The sequence below is a fragment of the bacterium genome, from assembly GCA_023228325.1.
Classification (GTDB): Bacteria; Auribacterota; UBA6266; order UBA6266; family UBA6266; genus UBA6266.
The window spans coordinates 1,242,794-1,258,987 of record JALOBK010000001.1 but is presented as its reverse complement, the minus strand read 5'-3'; the positions used below and the strand labels follow the sequence as shown (position 1 = coordinate 1,258,987).

At 43.1% G+C, this 16,194-nt stretch carries 17 protein-coding genes; 2 read left to right on the top strand and 15 right to left on the bottom strand.

Annotation, left to right across the window (positions count from 1 at the left end):
• Positions 1–1,014 carry a hypothetical protein gene (locus M0R36_06080; GenBank protein ID MCK9555364.1) on the top strand — a complete coding sequence of 338 codons (1,014 nt, stop codon included), beginning with the start codon at positions 1–3 and terminating at the stop codon, positions 1,012–1,014.
• Here the strand turns inward: M0R36_06080 and M0R36_06075 are convergent.
• The 6 genes from M0R36_06075 to M0R36_06050 form a co-directional block, all read right to left on the bottom strand.
• Entirely contained in the window at positions 999–2,234 is a 1,236-nt protein-coding gene (locus M0R36_06075) for a DUF1015 family protein (GenBank protein ID MCK9555363.1), read from the bottom strand. The two genes, M0R36_06080 and M0R36_06075, sit on opposite strands and share 16 nt — an antisense overlap.
• Positions 2,222–2,749, bottom strand: a complete 528-nt coding sequence (locus M0R36_06070) for a DUF4416 family protein (GenBank protein ID MCK9555362.1) — start codon at positions 2,747–2,749, stop codon at positions 2,222–2,224. The genes M0R36_06075 and M0R36_06070 overlap by 13 nt, the downstream gene beginning before the upstream one ends.
• Before the next feature lie 17 nt (positions 2,750–2,766).
• Positions 2,767–4,011: a family 10 glycosylhydrolase gene (locus M0R36_06065; protein ID MCK9555361.1), complete on the bottom strand. Its 1,245-nt coding sequence runs from the start codon at positions 4,009–4,011 to the stop codon at positions 2,767–2,769.
• Between the two features lie 14 nt (positions 4,012–4,025).
• On the bottom strand, positions 4,026–4,175 hold the full coding sequence (locus M0R36_06060) for a hypothetical protein (protein MCK9555360.1): 150 nt from the start codon (positions 4,173–4,175) through the stop codon (positions 4,026–4,028).
• Positions 4,176–4,279: 104 nt separating this feature from the next.
• Positions 4,280–5,155, bottom strand: a complete 876-nt coding sequence (locus M0R36_06055; GenBank protein ID MCK9555359.1) for a hypothetical protein — start codon at positions 5,153–5,155, stop codon at positions 4,280–4,282.
• A gap of 131 nt (positions 5,156–5,286) precedes the next feature.
• Complete coding sequence (locus tag M0R36_06050; protein ID MCK9555358.1) at positions 5,287–5,718, bottom strand: NYN domain-containing protein; 432 nt, start codon at positions 5,716–5,718, stop codon at positions 5,287–5,289.
• A gap of 201 nt (positions 5,719–5,919) precedes the next feature.
• Between M0R36_06050 and M0R36_06045 the strand changes: the two genes are divergently transcribed.
• Positions 5,920–7,554 carry a peptidyl-prolyl cis-trans isomerase gene (locus M0R36_06045; protein ID MCK9555357.1) on the top strand — a complete coding sequence of 545 codons (1,635 nt, stop codon included), beginning with the start codon at positions 5,920–5,922 and terminating at the stop codon, positions 7,552–7,554.
• A 4-nt stretch (positions 7,555–7,558) separates the two neighbouring features.
• Here the strand turns inward: M0R36_06045 and M0R36_06040 are convergent, their stop codons facing one another.
• The 9 genes from M0R36_06040 to M0R36_06000 all read right to left on the bottom strand — a co-directional run bounded on the left by M0R36_06040 (position 7,559) and on the right by M0R36_06000 (position 16,177).
• Positions 7,559–8,629 carry a glycoside hydrolase family 5 protein gene (locus tag M0R36_06040; protein MCK9555356.1) on the bottom strand — a complete coding sequence of 357 codons (1,071 nt, stop codon included), beginning with the start codon at positions 8,627–8,629 and terminating at the stop codon, positions 7,559–7,561.
• Between the two features lie 10 nt (positions 8,630–8,639).
• A complete protein-coding gene (locus M0R36_06035; protein MCK9555355.1) occupies positions 8,640–10,241 on the bottom strand; it encodes a sodium:solute symporter in 1,602 nt (533 codons plus the stop codon).
• A 52-nt stretch (positions 10,242–10,293) separates the two neighbouring features.
• Positions 10,294–11,301, bottom strand: a complete 1,008-nt coding sequence (gene amrS, locus M0R36_06030; GenBank protein ID MCK9555354.1) for an AmmeMemoRadiSam system radical SAM enzyme — start codon at positions 11,299–11,301, stop codon at positions 10,294–10,296.
• 6 nt (positions 11,302–11,307) lie between these two features.
• On the bottom strand, positions 11,308–12,039 hold the full coding sequence (locus tag M0R36_06025; protein ID MCK9555353.1) for an anaerobic ribonucleoside-triphosphate reductase activating protein: 732 nt from the start codon (positions 12,037–12,039) through the stop codon (positions 11,308–11,310).
• Positions 12,039–12,314: a thioredoxin family protein gene (locus M0R36_06020; protein MCK9555352.1), complete on the bottom strand. Its 276-nt coding sequence runs from the start codon at positions 12,312–12,314 to the stop codon at positions 12,039–12,041. The genes M0R36_06025 and M0R36_06020 overlap by 1 nt, the downstream gene beginning before the upstream one ends.
• A gap of 31 nt (positions 12,315–12,345) precedes the next feature.
• On the bottom strand, positions 12,346–12,642 hold the full coding sequence (locus tag M0R36_06015; GenBank protein MCK9555351.1) for an anaerobic ribonucleoside-triphosphate reductase: 297 nt from the start codon (positions 12,640–12,642) through the stop codon (positions 12,346–12,348).
• A 16-nt stretch (positions 12,643–12,658) separates the two neighbouring features.
• On the bottom strand, positions 12,659–15,061 hold the full coding sequence (nrdD, locus tag M0R36_06010; GenBank protein ID MCK9555350.1) for an anaerobic ribonucleoside-triphosphate reductase: 2,403 nt from the start codon (positions 15,059–15,061) through the stop codon (positions 12,659–12,661).
• A complete protein-coding gene (nrdR, locus tag M0R36_06005; GenBank protein MCK9555349.1) occupies positions 15,042–15,521 on the bottom strand; it encodes a transcriptional regulator NrdR in 480 nt (159 codons plus the stop codon). The genes nrdD and nrdR overlap by 20 nt, the downstream gene beginning before the upstream one ends.
• A gap of 179 nt (positions 15,522–15,700) precedes the next feature.
• A complete protein-coding gene (locus M0R36_06000; protein ID MCK9555348.1) occupies positions 15,701–16,177 on the bottom strand; it encodes a cytidine/deoxycytidylate deaminase family protein in 477 nt (158 codons plus the stop codon).
• Between the last annotated feature and the right edge of the window lie 17 nt (positions 16,178–16,194).

Below are 16,194 nucleotides of genomic sequence, written 5' to 3'. Positions count from 1 at the left end.
ATGCGCACAGGCACAAGCTACTTCGGCAATAAATTCCCCGAACATGCGGAAAAAGATTTTAAAAATATGAAAGAAAACGGGTGTTCCTATGTCGTCCTGACATTTTCCGAAAATGATTTCCAGTATTACAAAAAAAATATCGCCGGGCTTTCACAAAAAGCCCATTGCGCGGGGCTTGAAGTCCATTTAGACCCATGGGGAGTCTGCGGCATATTCGGAGGCGAGGCTTACACAAATTTCATCAACACATCTTTTACCTCAAGGCAGATCGACAACCGCGGACGGCCGCTTCCCGTCTCATGCCCGAATAACCCTCAGACCGTGGACTTCCTGAAATCATGGGTTGACGCATGCGGAGACTGCTCCGCCGACTATATATTCTGGGATGAACCACATTTTTATATACCGCGCTGGTTCGGGCAAAAAAACGATATATGGGGATGCCACTGCGGACATTGCAAAGAAAAATACCTTTCGGTATTCAAAAAAGATATCCCTGCCAACATAAACGATGAGGTCAAATCGTTTCAGCGCGCTTCGCTGTTTGATTTAATAAAAACCGTTTCAGGATACGCTTCGGCAAACGGAATAAAAAATTCCATCTGTTTTCTGCCCGATATCGACAACACTTTACTATGGACTGAAATAGCCGGGATACCCGCCATTGAATCAATAGGGACGGACCCCTATTGGAATCACCTGTCCGATATAACCGAAAATACAATTGCGGAACATGTGAAAACTTTTTCCCGGAAAATAAAGGACATCGCCGAAAAACATGGCAAACGAGCCCATATATGGATACAAAACTTCAGGATAAGAAAGGGCGAGGAAAGGTTCATTACAATCGCGTGCGAAGCGGCTTTTTCCTGCGGCATAAGGGATATAGCCGCGTGGAGCTATATGGGAACCGAAGCTATGTCACAGCTTGCCTGTGAAAACCCTCAGGAAGCATGGAAGACTCTGACGGCATCTTACAAAAAATTCAACAGCCCGGATCATTCCAGCAGATGAACGAATATACCGCTTCTTAACTTAGGTTCAAACCATGTTGATTTCGGAGGCATAATACCTCCTTCATCAGATATTTCAAAAAGGTCATTAACCGAAGTCGGAAACAGACTGAAGGCGATTTTATACGCCCCGGAATCAACCAGTTTTTTTAATTCATCCGGATGCCTGTTGCCGCCTATAAAATCAAGCCTTGTGTCTTTTCTCGGATCTTCTATACCGAATATCCTTGAAAGTATTTTATCCTGCAGGATGCTTACATCGAGCTTATTTGCCGTGCCGGCAATACCATCCGGATTCTTCAACTCCAGAGAAAACCACCTGCCTGCCATATACATGCATAAAATCCCTTTTTTCCCGGGTACGCCGCTATTTGAATGTTCAACCCTGAACTCATCCTTTAAAACGCTCAGATACCGCTCTCTATCGACAATATCAACATCTCTAAGCACCCTGTTATAAGGGAGAATCTTAATCTGGTTATGGGGGAATATAATTCCCATGGCAAAATTAAATTCTTCATGTCCGGTGAAATCTTTGTTTTTTTCGCGGCACATATTCGCGACATTGACCGCGGCCGCCAGCCTGTGATGTCCGTCCGCGACATAAAGCGCGGGAACCTGTTTAAAATGATTAACCAGTTCATCGATGAGTCCGGGATCGTCAAGTATCCAATATTCATGGGTAACTTCAAAGTCACAACAGAATGAAATCTCCGGTTTTCCGGCCGTAATCTTCTCAATAACCTCATCTATTTCATTTTTCCCCCTGTAAATCAGAAAAACAGGACCCGTATTAGCTTTTAGCGCCGCGATATGGTTTGTCCTGTCTTTTTCCTTTTCTTCCCTCGTAAGTTCGTGCTTTTTCACGGTATTGGAAATATATTCATCCACCGCGATACAGGCGACTATCCCTGTCTGCGCATGCTCTTTCATCTTCTGCCTGTAAATATAAAAACATTCTTTCTGGTCCTGGATGAGTATTCTGTTTTTAACCAACCTGTCAAAATTTTCCTTCGCCTTTTTATATACCTCTTTCGAGTGCTCATCTGTTTCGGGAGGTAAATCGATTTCTGCCTTTACCACATGATAAAAACTGAATGGATTCCCCCTTGAATAAGTCAGCGCCTCTTCCCTTGATACAACATCATAGGGCAAAGAAGCTATTTTCGATGTTAACCCCGGTTCCGGCCTTAAAGCTTTGAAAGGTTTTACCGTTGCCATAATTCAATCTGCTTTCTGTAAGTTTCCCTGGTTTTATTAAAAAACTCTATGCTGAAATCCTCTTTATAATCCCTGTATGTCCATTCCCACGGCCTGTAAGAATTATTCGCAAAATATAACATTCCCTGCGCAAAAATTCCATTTTTAATATAAACCCTGTATGTGGCATCTTTAGTTGAAGCTACGACAAGCTTGGCAAGGTCAAGATAACCCGGGTCTATATTAAAAACCCTTTTCCCTGATTTCGATGTCTCCGACTCCACCTGATTGGTTTTTATCTTAATATCAGCAATCAGCTCCGGCGGCTGCAGCTTCTTAAAACTTACAAATATCCTTTTAAGGTTTTTTCCCATTTCCCTCTCATAATAATCCGTAAACGAAAATTCCTCTTCCCTGCTTTGTCCGTCGATATCACCCAGAACCGGAACTAACAACTCCAGCATTTCTTCAATTCCCGATTTATATAACAGGCCTGCAGTATATTTAACCGGCCTGTCTTTAATAATTTTACCCATATCATTTATCCGGCTTATCAATCCAACCCGCTAATAATCTCGGTTACCCGGGGCTGGTCCTTAACGGAGTCATATGAAAAAAACGTAATCCCGTCAGGAAAAACTTCTTCCGCATCTTTTATCTGCGTTTTTAATTCATCCGGGCTTCCTTTCAGCAAATATGCCCCCAGCCCTATATAGACGCCGCTGTCGCGCCTGAACGCCATTGCCTCTTTTGAAAGATATCTCACCAGTTTGCGGTCTGTCCCGTAATTCATAATAACAATAAAATCCAGGTAATTATCCTCCATCCACATCCTCCAGTCCTGAAAGGAAGACAGATAAGCCCTGTCGGGCCAGCATAAGGCCGCCACTGAAAACTCTTTACCGGACTCTCTCACAATAGTCCCCTGCTCTTTTATGAAGCCGGATATCAAACCCCTTCTGAAATCATCCCATAACCGGCAGTTTACACTGTTTTTATCCATATATAACGGGTCCAGCCCGTAAGCATCTGAAAATTTTTGCCTGTTTACCCTGTTATATCCGAAATCAACACCCTTCATCCACAAGGATCCAGGCGAGTAAGGGACACAATAAGGATACCTGATAAAATCAAGGTGTATACCGTCGATATCCGGATATTCTTCCATTACGCCCTGAATAAGCCTAGAAATCAGGGATGTCACCCTGTCATCCCCCGGATTAAGCCAGTAACCATCTCTGCCTGTAGAAAAAAATTCTCCTTCGGCCCCGGGAAGATTTAAATCAGGATAATCAAGCATTGACCTGTTTTTGCTGTCCACGATTATTATATCCCTTCCGTATTTAAGCAGAACAGGCGCATTGAGGTTTTTCGCAATCCTGAACGCGTTTATCCAGCCGTGCACTTTTATCTTTCTTGCATGAGCTTTTTTAATTACCGTATTCAGCAAATCCAACCCTTTCTCTTTTTCAAGAAAATCCCTGTAAGGAGTGTCATCAACCAATCCCTCCCCGGCAAGAGCGGTTTTAAACCATGTCCTGTTGCCCCTGTAAATCTGGACAAAAATTTCCCTGATTCCGGTATTTGAACAAAAATCTATCATTTCAGTGATTTTCTGCTCCGAGGACAGGGTCTTGTTTGATCCTTCACATTCAACCCAGATGGAAAGAGGAACACCGGATGCCGTTACAGATGAAAAACATACGCTGAAAGAAAGAAAAAACAGAATTATTTTAATATATCTTCCCGTTTTTAAAGAAAAAGCGGCATGGGAAGAAAAAGAAGGTTTACTCTTCAAAAAAAACAAGGGCATTAGAATGAACCACCCTGAATAGCCGTATTGCTTTCCCATGAAGCCGGTGTCGACCAGGGCATCGAAGTTCCGCCTTTCGGAGTCGCGCAACCGGAAAAAAAGCACAAAACAACAGCCAATAATATAAGTATCAGAGAAAGACGTTTCATAACCCTAAAAATAACCCGCCAATTCAGCGACCTGCAGAAGGAATGTGCCCGCAAGGAGGACTATAGTCAATATTACCAGAATGTCCAGCGCCGCTAAACCGGATTTAGAACTTGTTGACATCATCGCCCTCTTTTATGGGTTTTTGCAGCCACTCAGGCATAATATTGGCAACGGCCATATCATCCTTAAGCTTCTCCACTCTTACTTTTCCGACCAGGGCTTTATCCCTGCTTATTATCAGTTCATCGCCTTTATTCAGCCCCTCGGCAGAGCCGACATTAACTATGACAAAATTATAAGTATCGTTAACTGCGATCACTTCCCCCGATACTTTCTTTTCGGCCCGGACATAAATAGGTTCAAGAGGAACTGAGCCTTCCGCGGTTGCCGAAATTTCCTGGAGACGTTTTTTCAAAGCCATCTTCTCTTCTTCAAGCTTTCTTACTTTTTCTACCATTTCATCTTTGCCTGCCGTAAGCGTTTCAAGTTCCCCGGATATGTTTGCAAGCTTCTGCTCTATCTGTTTAGTCTTTTCTCTTTCTTTTTCAAGTTCCTCAACCAGTTTCTGGGCCTTTTCTATCTGTTTATCAAGCTCCACCTGCAGGCGGTCCTTTTCCTTCTTTTCAACCTGAAGATCGGTTGCAAGCTTCTTGGCCTCCTCTATTTTATTCGTCAGGTCTTCCTTAACTTTGGCAAGGCTGTTCTTTGTTTCGCCAAGTTCAGTCAAGGTATTGTCCAGGCCTTTCTTAAACTGGTCCAGCATGGATTTTCTCTGCGCGGGGTCTTTCAGCTTCAGCAGCACTTCCTGCTCCGAGTTTGCGATGCCCAAAGCTACGGAAGATTTTGAGATGTAATCAGCCATAGCATCGGCTCTTTCTCTTTCGTTAATTTTGTGCGCAAAAAGCATTATTGTAACACCGAGGCACACGATGCTTAATACAAAAATAACTGCGACTCCGCCTTTTACAAGTTTTCCCATTAAAATAACCTCCGTCCGGTTATCCAATAATCGTCAGATTATATAACTTAATATTATTAATATACTTAAGAAAAAATTCTAATATCTGGCAACGCAAAAGTCAAATGTTTTTTGAGGGAGCATCCGTCGGATTACCGGCGGTTTTGCTTTTTTATTATTTCATTTATCTCCTTTATGCAATCCGAGACCTCAGCTAAAAATTGATCGGGGCCGACAACTAAAACACCCATGGCCATCACCATATTTTTTATGCCCATATCGGAAGTGACAACCCTGATATCATCTTTTTTCCCGGTATTATAAACTTCCCTTTCAATTATCATATCCGCCGTCGTTTCTCCTGAAGCATAAATTGTTTTCAGCCTTCCTGATTTTTCCGCCTGCCTGGCCGGACCTTTAAACGCATCAAAATAGACCTCAATCTCATTCTCTTCAAAATCAGCCAGTTTCTGAAGCATAATCAGCATCTCCTCCTTCATTGCCTCAAACCCCGAAGAAAGGAAAACCGCCCGCTCCCTCCATGAATACAACAGATTATAACCATCTATCAGGTATTTTTTCATAACAACCTCAGCTTGAGTTAATTATACAGCATTAATTCCTGAATTTGCAGTATAAAAAACCTTTGCCGGCCATAGATATGGCGGGCCCGGCCACAAATTTACGGCATATCATTACCGAACATTTATTACGATTTTTCTTTACGGTTCAAACACCTTTTACTATAATTTTTCACTTCAGCATAATGTCAAAGGAGATACAAAATGCTTATTAAAATTCATAAATATTCAAAAGCCATTTTTATAGCTATTCTCATATTAATCATTCCGGCGTTCATTTTCTGGGGTTCAGGAGGCGCGGAACGCGCGAAAGGCCCGGTCGCAGGATATATTTTTGAAAAACCGGTAAGCAGCGCTGTCTTTTCTTCAAGCCTCAGGGGAGCAGGCGTCTGGAAAATAATCGAACTCTGCGAATATTACAATGTCCGCAACCCTGAAGCCATTCTCGCCAATAAATGGATTATAGATAATATCTTATCCCAGGAAAACGCCCTTCGTCAGGCGGCATGGGACAGGCTCATCCTTGAAAAAGAAGCTTCAAACATCGGATTGTCCGTTTCAGACCGGGAAATAGAGGCATGGATATCCTCTTTCCCTCTTTTTCAGTCTAACGGCAAGTTCGAAGAATCAAAATTCGATACAGTCCTTTCAACTATTTTCTTCGGTATTCTGCCGGGCGATTTCCTTGAAGAACTTAAAAAAAGCCTGCTTTCGATAAAGATTATCCGCCTGATACGCTCAACCGCTGTAGTAACCGAAAACGAAGTAAAAGATTACTTCCTGCGTGAAAATGAAAAAAGAGATGTGAGCTTCATAGCCTTCGATTATAAAGATTTTGTGAACGAGGTATCGTATTCCGTCAAGGAAATGGAGGATTTTTACAACGCAAACAAAAACCTGCTTAAAATACCGGAAAAAGTCAAAATTGATTATATCAGCGTAACAGCGGACAGCAACGACCCTTCGATCCGGCTTACGGAACCCGAAGCGGAAGCTTTCTATAAAAGAAACAGGCAAAACTACAAAAACGAAGACGGTTCGGAAAAAACATATTCCGAAGCAAAATCTGATGTCAAAAAAGATCTATCCGCAAAAAAGGCCTATGAAAACGCGTCGGCAAAAATTACAGAACTGTTCTTTGACATAGACAGCGGCGAATTATCCCCCGCGAAAGCGGCGGATAAATCAGGCCTCAGCTTAAAAACAACGGAGTACTTTTCGCGCTTCGATCCTGTAGAAGGTATAGCCAATTCCGATTTATTCGCAAAAATTTCCTTTGAAACACCTTTAAATAAAGTTTCCGAACCTGTTTTTACGGGCACTGAATTCATAATTGTAATCCCTAAGGCCAAAACTCCCGCCGTAATCCCGGCCTTTGAAGACTGCAAAGATAAAATCGGGGAGATTCTCAAAATAAAAAAAGCCTCCGAAGCTTCAGCCGCTGCGGCTCGATCGGCAAGGGAACAAATCCTGGCCCTCACTAAAAAAGACCCTTCGATGAGCATTGAAGAAGCTTCATCGAAACTCGGATTCAAAACCGAATCCGAAAAGTCTGCAACCCTGGAATCACAGTTCAGCGGTATAGGCAATTCTTATATGTTCACATCAATAGCTTTTTCGCTTAAAGAGAACCTTCTGAGCGAACCCGTGGAAACTTCTTCGGGAGTTTCCCTGCTCTGGATAACTAAAATCGATATGCCCGACATGTCTAAATTTGATGAGATAAAGGAAACTTATACGGAAAAGGCTCTGGCCATAAAACAAAATATAGTTTTGTCGGAATGGTACAGGAACCTTTTCAAGAAAGCTAACCTGAAAGAATTGGCATCACAAAACTGATGTGTTATAAATTATCGGGGTAACTTCCATCGCGGAAATCAGATGGCAGCCAGCCTTTGTTCACAGATTCAACAAAACTCCAGCCGTATAAACCTTTCTCAATCTTATAACTCCAGAAAAACCATCCTTTGCACCTTTCATAGGATATCAATTGCGCCGCGGCATAGGCGCGGTGAGAAGAATAAACCGAAAAATCATTCATTCCTTCAAAAGACTGATGAGGAAGCCCCAAAGACCACTCGCCGACAATGGTTTCATGCTGGTGCCTTATTTTATCCACATCTTTTTTTCTCTGTACCGCCGCGCGGCCGATATGCCCGTATACATCAAGTTTTTTGTCTTCGTCGAGAAAACACTGGTAAAGATGTGTGTCAAGGACGATATTGGAATATTCAGGCTCTTTCATAAAATCCCCCCAGCTTAAAGGCCTGAAACTATCATGAATAATCACGGCTACATTATCGCCGGACATATGTTTCCTGACACTGAAATATGCTTTTGTGTAAAAATCATGAAGTATGTCCATCGGGATATCCCATCTGGGTTCGTTCAAGAGCTGGATGCCCCATATATTTTCACAATCCTTATATCTCTGGGCAATCCTTTCTATAAAATCGACCGTTTTCCCGATGTTTTCCTTTTTTTTATGCCACTCGCAAACACCTTCTATGCCGCCGTTGTCGAGTCCGTTCTGGCTGCCGGGAGCGGCATGAAGGTCCAAAAGCACATTTATTTTACGGTCTTTCAAAACCTTAATTATATTATCCAGATATTCAATGCTCCCGTAGTACGGCCTTACATCCCCGAAAATCCAGTGGGCGACAGGAATTCTGACCGTATTTATTCCCCTTTCGGCAATCCATTTAATATCTTTTTCGGTAATGAATGTTTCCCAATGCTTTTTCAGTTTTTTCTCGGCTTTCACGCCGAGTTCTTCACAAAACCTTGTTTCATCGGGAGCTTTGAGGCCTTCAAAAAGGGAAGGAGTCATCCATCTTTCAAGAACAAACCATCCTCCGAGATTCACTCCTCTGATTTTCAGATTTTTTCTGTCGCTGTCGTTCTTCTGCATCATTATCTCCTATTTAAAAAAATAAGGGGCTGAAATAAAACCATAAACTTAATATTATCGCGGAAAGTGTTAAACTTAATACAATATTCAGAATGTGCGATTTTCTGGATGAACTGACAGCCGTATCCGCCTCTTTCAACCTGAAAATTTCAAGTTTTTCCGGAGAAGGAAATCCGGTTAACAGGCTGACGCCTACCAATATAATGACCGACACAGCGAAAAGAAACACGGCAAAATGCAAAAAATTCATCGAAGAATAATGCACAAGAGGTTTCCATCGGATCCAGCCGGATTTTGTGCCTATTTCGGCAACAAACCTCACGGCGCCAAGCACGAACCCGGTAATTAATGTAACAAAGGCCCCTCTTCCGTTGATCCTCTTAAAAAATATACCCAGAAGAAAAACCGCCGCTATCGGAGGGGATATGTAAGCCTGAACCGACTGAAGATATATGTACAGCTGACTGCTCATTATGCCTATGAAAGGAAGCCACAGCAGGCCTATGCCCACAAGCAGGACAGTAAATATCTGGCCGGCTGTGACAAGTTCTCTTTCTGTCGCATCGGGCCTCCAGTTTTTGTAAAAATCCATAACCACAAGAGTGGAACTGCTGTTAAAAACGCTTGAAAGGGAACTCATCAAAGCGGCAAGCAATGCGGCTATAACAAAACCTTTCATTCCCGCGGGCAAAAGGTCGTTTACCATAGTGGCATACATCTCATTCGGCTGAACATCCTTATAAATCACGCTCCCTATCACCCCGGGCAAAACCAATATGAATACGGGGGATATTTTCAGGAAACCCGCAAATATCGTCGCTCTTCTCGCATTCTCAATATCTTTTGTCGCAAGCGTCCTCTGGACTATCATCTGATCGGTACACCAATACCAGACGCCAAGTATGGGCGCTCCAAAAAGTATGCCTGTCCAGGGAAAGTCAGCGTCGCTCAGGGGCTTCCACAAATTGAAAAACTCCGGGTTTACACTGCTCATCAAAGAGGAAAACCCGCCGGCTTTGGAAAGGGCAAGCGCAGTAAGCAGCAACCCTCCCAATATTAAAACCCCCGCCTGGAAAAAATCCGTATATATGACAGCCTTCAGTCCTCCGAAAATGGTATAAATTCCCGTCGCGACTATCAGTATCACGGCTCCAAACCAGATGTTCCATCCCAGTATTGTTTTTAAAACGATAGCCCCCGCATAAATCGCAACACTTATTTTGGTAAAAATATAAGCGATGAGTGAAATGGATGAAAGATAAGTCCTGCATTGCCTGTTGTACCTTCTCTCAAGGAATTCAGGCATCGTAAAAACACCGGTCTTGATATAAAGGGGAACAAATACCCAACCCAACAGCAGGAGAATGAAACATGCGAGCCACTCGAACTGTCCAACCGCCAGTCCGCCCTGAGCGCCCGAACCCGCAAGCCCTATAAAATGTTCGGCGGAAATATTACTGGCAAACAGGCTTGCCCCGATGGCCATCCATCCTATGGATGAACCCGCAAGAAAATAGTTTTTTGAATCGGTCCGGCTTTTTCTGCTGGAAATATAGCCTATGAAAAACACGATAAAAAAATACGCCGCCAGGAAAAAATAGTCGATGGGCTTCATCTTACTTTCCTTTCATGATATTAAAAACCCACTGGAAAAAATCAAAACAATATCAACTATTAATTATATTTATTTCGGAGCCGCATTTACCACAAATATTTTTTTTCAGATTTTTAATTTCCGTGTTATACCCGCTCCGCCCGATAAGAAGGGCGCCGCATCGGGGACACAAAGTATCAGACGATCCGGGCACATCAATATTGCCGGCATACACAAAATCCAGATGCTTCAGCGCTATATCCCTGGCGGCGCTAATCGCCTCTGCTCCGGTTTCAGGCGCATTGAACCTGTATCCGGGAAAATATTTACTTATATGCAAAGGGGTTCCTCTTCCGGCATTATTCTCTATCCACCTGCTCATATCCTCAATTTCACTTTCCGAATCATTATGCCCGGGAATCAGCAAATTCGTAATTTCCATATGACAGGCTCCTGAAGCCGTACGGATGGTATTGAGAACAGGCTCAAGAGCGCCTTTGCAAAGTTTCCTGTAAAAATTGTCGCTGAATGATTTTAAATCCACATTCATGGCATCAATAAAGGGAAGAAGCTGTTTCAAAGGTCCCTGATTGATATAACCGTTTGTTACCAGGACATTTTTAAGCCCCTTTGATTTACACAGTTTTGCGCAATCCAGCACATATTCATACCATATCAAAGGTTCCGAATAAGTATACGCTACGCCGATAGATTTTTTCTCCGCGGCAAAAGAAATAAGTTCTTCGGGCCCAATGAACTTACACGGGAAAGAAGTGTTCTGGGAGATTTCCCAGTTCTGGCAGAAAGAACAGCGGAAATTACACCCCACGGTTCCCGCGCTGAGAATTCTGCTTCCGGGGTAAAAATGATAAAGCGGTTTTTTCTCTATCGGGTCAACGCCCATGCTGCTCACACACCCATATATCAAGGTAAACAACTCTCCGCCGGAATTTTTTCTCGTGCCGCAAAAGCCCAGCAAGCCTTCCGGCAAGAGACAATTGTGCGGGCATAATCCGCATGACAGCTTTCCGCCCTCAACTTTTCCGAACAACGCTTTCTTTACTTTTGGATTTTTATCCATTGGACCTCAGATGCCTTTGATTACACAACGCTGGACGTATTTTACGGCGGTTTCCCTCATCTTTTCGATATATTCTTTCATATAAGGTTTTATTTCTCTCAATTCCCCGCTCAAACAGTTTTCGGGATTGAATTGCTGAATAGAATATTTTTTAGCGCCTTTGATCGCCATGGCTATATCTTCGATATTTTTTTCGTTAACAAAAAGAGGGCATGCTGTCGTCCGGAACTCATAATCGGATGAAGACTTCATGATTATATCTATGGAATCCCTTATCCTTGATACATCAATGTCCCTGATCCCCGCGGCGGCTCCGTAATCGGAGTTGTTCAAGGGAGCTTTTACATCCATAGCCACATATGCCGCCAGTTTTTCTTCCAATATCTTCTTAAGCACGCCGGGGAAATACCCGTTAGTATCAACTTTGACTTTAATCCCTTCGGATTTGAGCATGCGGAGGCAGGAAACAATATCCTTATCCATAAGCGGTTCTCCGCCGCATATAACAAGCCCGTCCACCCACTGGTTCTTTTCAGTCATGTAAGAAATGACTTCTTCCCATTTTACCGAAGGGATTTCCCCCGGAGACTGGAACAACTTATATGAATGGCAAAACGGGCATCTGAAATTGCAGTTCGGAAGGAACACTTCCGAGGACAGGAAACCATCCCACTCTATTAATGTATTCTTAATGAACCCTTTTATTTCCGGTAAACTCTGTGATTTGCTTATTCGCATTAAACAAGGTCTTGAAAATACGTTTTAAATTCTTCAGACTTAGGGACCTCCCCGTCCCACCTGGCAATCTGCCTGTCATCTTTCTCCAAAATAGTGGAAGGGATATTCAGGACATTATTGAAAGCTCCTTCAGCCATACCTTCAATAGTATCCATATCGAAAAATTCAATGTTTGCTTTTCCTTTGCAATCCCATTTCTGCAGAAAGTGGCTGAATTTATTTTTTGTAGTTTCGCATTTCGCGCAATTTAATTTTCCGAAAATCTTAATACGCATATTCCCCTCCCGTGAAAAGCCAAGTCACCTGTCAGACAGCGTAATTACCCTTGCGCCTGTCTGTCAATTCGCCCAGTTTGCTCTTATTCCAGTTCTCTATCCTTGAAAAATAACCGACTATACGGCTGACATGATAGATGTCTTTGCCCTGCAGGACTTGTGTTTTCAGAACATCCCATTCATTATTTTCGATGGCTTCTTCTTTAAAATGCGCGCATGTCCCGATTCTGGGGTTTTTAACATAAACTCCGGTTTCATCCTTGTATTTTCCTTCCGCCCATTCGAATCCTTCGCCCACGCATCTGTTGAGAAATTCTTCCGTTTTCATTATAATCCCCCCGCGCTTATACTTTCGCTTCCTGAACTTTTTCACATTTCTCAAAAACAACATCGTTCTCCGGCCTTTTTTTCCGCCATTTGATATTCTCATCCGCGCCGCTTAAGTGAGTCACATCGGGTATTTTTATTCCGGCACAGGACTGGCATTCGTTCTTAATACCGATGATACTCCTTCTGCACTGCCGGCAAACCGTAAATTCAGGTGAAATCGTTAACTGAGCCGCCTGAGTCTTGTGATATGTTTTCTTTACAAGGTTCAAAATACTTTCCGGCGAAGGCAGTTTCTCCCCGACAAAAGCATGGATTATCGCGCCCGACTCTATCATTGTATGAAATTTAGCCTGCTTCTCTATCCTGGTTACTATATCTACATCCGCGTCAGCCCGAAGATGTATTGAATTCGTATAATAATACTCATCGTTGGCAAAATCACCTTTTACATACTGTTTCGCCTCGGGATAATGCTGCATATCGACCTTCGCAAGCCTTCTTGTCGCGGATTCTGCGGGAGATTCTTCAAGGCTGAATTTAAGGCCGTATTTCTGCTCGGCTTTTTTCGCGAGAAAATACATATTGGCAACAACTTTCAGCCCGAATTTCAAAGCATCTTCTCCCTCATGGAGTTCTTTTCCCAATATATACTGCGTAGCCTCGTTCAGCCCGACAAGCCCTACTATATAAGTGCATTGTTCCAACTCTATATAAGGCCTCCCGTCCATCGCCGTTTTTCCGACCTCCCAGAGCGGGGCGCCGGGAAAACCCATCAACCCTTCTATAAAGTCCTTCTTTTCAAGATGGGCTTTTACACAAAGCTCAAATGATTTTTCGACCTCTTCGAAAAATTTCTCTTTATTCCCCCTGCCGGACTGGAAAGCCGCGCGAGGAAGGTTGACCGTAACATTCTGAAAACCGCAGAAACGCATGCTTTCCGGGTGCTGTATCATGTAATTATCTTTTATCTGGGTTCTAAGCCTGCAGCAGGCCGACAAAGTAACCTCATCGCGATCAAATATAAAATAAGGAGTTCCGTTCCTGCCTGCTATTTCACAGGCATATTTCAACAGTTCAAGCTGTTCCGGTTCTTCAAAAGTCTCTTTGTTGATGTGAAAATCGCATTTCGGGAATGCGAACACCCTGCCGCCGCTGTCTCCTTTCTCCCATATCTCAAGCATAGCCCTCGCGAACATCCTGGACTCTTTCTCATAATCCTTATAAGTCTTATTTGTATATTTTCCTCCCGGCCCTATTGCCGGAATATTCTTCATATAGTTGGGAATGCCGGTATGAATATTGAAATCAAGGAACAGCGTCTGCCCGCCGCGGGAAAAGGCATTCTGGGAACCGCTGAAAATAAGATACTGGGCTTCCTGTTTCATTTCTTCATAAGGCATCCCTTCAAGGTAGGGGGCATAAAATATATTTATATAACCGACTCCGAGAGCTCCCGCATAATACGCCTGCATGGACGCAAGAAAAGTATTAAGATGTCCCGTAAGCGTGCGGGCATGTTTGGCAGGCCCTGATGAAGTATCGAGGTTCCCGAGCTGAAGGCCGTATTTTTTAAGGTATTCAAGAGAATGGCTGGAACAATATACCCTTGTCGGATAACCCAGATCATGAAGATGAATCTGCCCTTTAAGATGCGCTTCGGCGACTTCTTCGCTGAAAACTTTCTCGAGCGCATACTGTTTGAGTGTCGCTTCAGCAATCGAAAGATTTATAGCTTCCGGGTTATTTGCCGCAATATTGCTGTTCTCATTGCTTTTTGAAGTTATAAGCCTGTCGAGGTCATATACGGGCATGCCTATGATAGAATGCGCTTTTAATTTTACATCAAAGCCCCTGACAAAAAGTTCGTTATCAACAAGTTCTCTTATCAGAGACGTGGAAATCTGGCTCAGTCCGGAATTGAATATTTTTTTCTCGACGGCGGCGGCTATTTCTTCCGCAACATGCTGCGGCATCCTCGCTTCTCTTATAAGCGCAAGCGCTATTCTGGACCTGTCCCAGTTGAACATCTGGTCTTTCGAGGAAGGAGATACCATAAGCGCCAAATCCGTAGAATTACCGTCTTTTATTATTTTTTTTCTTACCTTAATCTCTTCCCTTTTCCTGGCTCTTGAGTCTCTGTAAAGGATATATGCTTTTGCCGTTCTGGTATGTCCTGTTTCAACGAGAATTTTCTCGGCCATATCCTGTATTTCTTCTATGTTGGGGGCTGCCTCGGAATATGTTTTATGAAGGTAGAAAGAAACGGCTTCAGCAAGCTCATCGGCAAGTTCCCGGTTTTCTCCTCCGACCGCTTTTGCCGCTTTGAATATCGCATCCGCTATTTTTCTCTTATTGAACGGCACCAGGCGGCCGTCTCTTTTCCTTACATATGTTACCTTATCGACCTCTTTTATCATTCCTCTTCTCCTCATTTAATATACTCTTTATCTCGGACATAAACTGGTTGACATCCTTAAACTGCCTGTAAACCGAGGCAAATCTGACATATGCCACATCATCAAGCGACTGGAGTTTATTCATAACTATATTGCCTATTTCTTCGGACTTTATTTCTTTTTTCCCTTCAGCTTCTATTTCCTGCCCTACTTCATCTACAAGCTGTTCTATCCTGTCAAGGCTGATGGGCCTTTTCTGGCAGGCCTTTAAAACTCCTTCAAGCATCTTTCCCCTGTCAAAATCTTCCCTTATGTTACCTCTCTTTATCACAGAAATATGTATTTTTTCGACTCTTTCGTATGTGGTAAACCTTTTTGAACATTTAAGACATTCCCGCCGCCGCCTTATCACTACACCGTCATTCGACGATCTGGAGTCAACCACTTTGTCTCCATCATAATCACAATAAGGACATCGCATTTGTGTTTTTCCCCGTAAATCCAAATACCCCATCGATGTAGTATATGTAGTGCATTTACGACGTTATCACACTATATATAGTATGTCAATAACATTTTAGAAAATCCGCGGCCTTTGCTGTTTTCCCTTGGAAAAACGCGGGTTATAAAAAGCCTTTTTTATTTTTTTTCAAAAAATCTTTAAATTTTTTTAATTTCCACACCGGCTTCTTTGAACATTTTAACAGCATCTTCATCCGGATAACCTTCACTGATTACAACTTTTTTAATGCCGGCGTTGATTATCATCTTGGCGCACAAGATGCAGGGATGGGTAGTTGAATAAATTGTGCTTTTTTCAATGCTCACTCCGAATTTGGCGGATTGTATAAGAACATTCATCTCGGCATGCAGGCCTCTGCACAATTCATGCCTCTGGCCGGAAGGGATTTTGTTTTTCGTCCTTATGCAGCCTATTTCCAGACAATGTCTCAGACCCGACGGCACACCGTTATAACCGGTTGCGAGGACATGCTTATCCTTAACCAGGACAGCTCCGACTTTGCGCCGCAGGCATGTGGACCTCTGCGCAACAAGACGGGCAATTTCCATAAAATACTCATCCCACGACGGGCGCTTATCTTTTTTTGCAGAGTTGTTTTTCTTTACAGGACACATCTGTCTGATTCTCCTCA

What these genes read in the sequence shown, in the direction of transcription:
- M0R36_06080 (MCK9555364.1), top strand. Translation starts at nt 1, where the DNA reads ATGCGCACAGGCACAAGCTACTTCGGCAATAAATTCCCCGAACATGCG.
- amrS (MCK9555354.1), bottom strand. Translation starts at nt 11,301, where the DNA reads ATGGATAAAAATCCAAAAGTAAAGAAAGCGTTGTTCGGAAAAGTTGAG.
- M0R36_06040 (MCK9555356.1), bottom strand. Translation starts at nt 8,629, where the DNA reads ATGATGCAGAAGAACGACAGCGACAGAAAAAATCTGAAAATCAGAGGA.
- M0R36_06050 (MCK9555358.1), bottom strand. Translation starts at nt 5,718, where the DNA reads ATGAAAAAATACCTGATAGATGGTTATAATCTGTTGTATTCATGGAGG.
- M0R36_06045 (MCK9555357.1), top strand. Translation starts at nt 5,920, where the DNA reads ATGCTTATTAAAATTCATAAATATTCAAAAGCCATTTTTATAGCTATT.
- nrdR (MCK9555349.1), bottom strand. Translation starts at nt 15,521, where the DNA reads ATGCGATGTCCTTATTGTGATTATGATGGAGACAAAGTGGTTGACTCC.
- M0R36_06020 (MCK9555352.1), bottom strand. Translation starts at nt 12,314, where the DNA reads ATGCGTATTAAGATTTTCGGAAAATTAAATTGCGCGAAATGCGAAACT.
- nrdD (MCK9555350.1), bottom strand. Translation starts at nt 15,061, where the DNA reads ATGATAAAAGAGGTCGATAAGGTAACATATGTAAGGAAAAGAGACGGC.
- M0R36_06000 (MCK9555348.1), bottom strand. Translation starts at nt 16,177, where the DNA reads ATGTGTCCTGTAAAGAAAAACAACTCTGCAAAAAAAGATAAGCGCCCG.
- M0R36_06035 (MCK9555355.1), bottom strand. Translation starts at nt 10,241, where the DNA reads ATGAAGCCCATCGACTATTTTTTCCTGGCGGCGTATTTTTTTATCGTG.
- M0R36_06055 (MCK9555359.1), bottom strand. Translation starts at nt 5,155, where the DNA reads ATGGGAAAACTTGTAAAAGGCGGAGTCGCAGTTATTTTTGTATTAAGC.
- M0R36_06025 (MCK9555353.1), bottom strand. Translation starts at nt 12,039, where the DNA reads ATGCGAATAAGCAAATCACAGAGTTTACCGGAAATAAAAGGGTTCATT.
- M0R36_06070 (MCK9555362.1), bottom strand. Translation starts at nt 2,749, where the DNA reads ATGGGTAAAATTATTAAAGACAGGCCGGTTAAATATACTGCAGGCCTG.
- M0R36_06015 (MCK9555351.1), bottom strand. Translation starts at nt 12,642, where the DNA reads ATGAAAACGGAAGAATTTCTCAACAGATGCGTGGGCGAAGGATTCGAA.
- M0R36_06060 (MCK9555360.1), bottom strand. Translation starts at nt 4,175, where the DNA reads ATGAAACGTCTTTCTCTGATACTTATATTATTGGCTGTTGTTTTGTGC.
- M0R36_06075 (MCK9555363.1), bottom strand. Translation starts at nt 2,234, where the DNA reads ATGGCAACGGTAAAACCTTTCAAAGCTTTAAGGCCGGAACCGGGGTTA.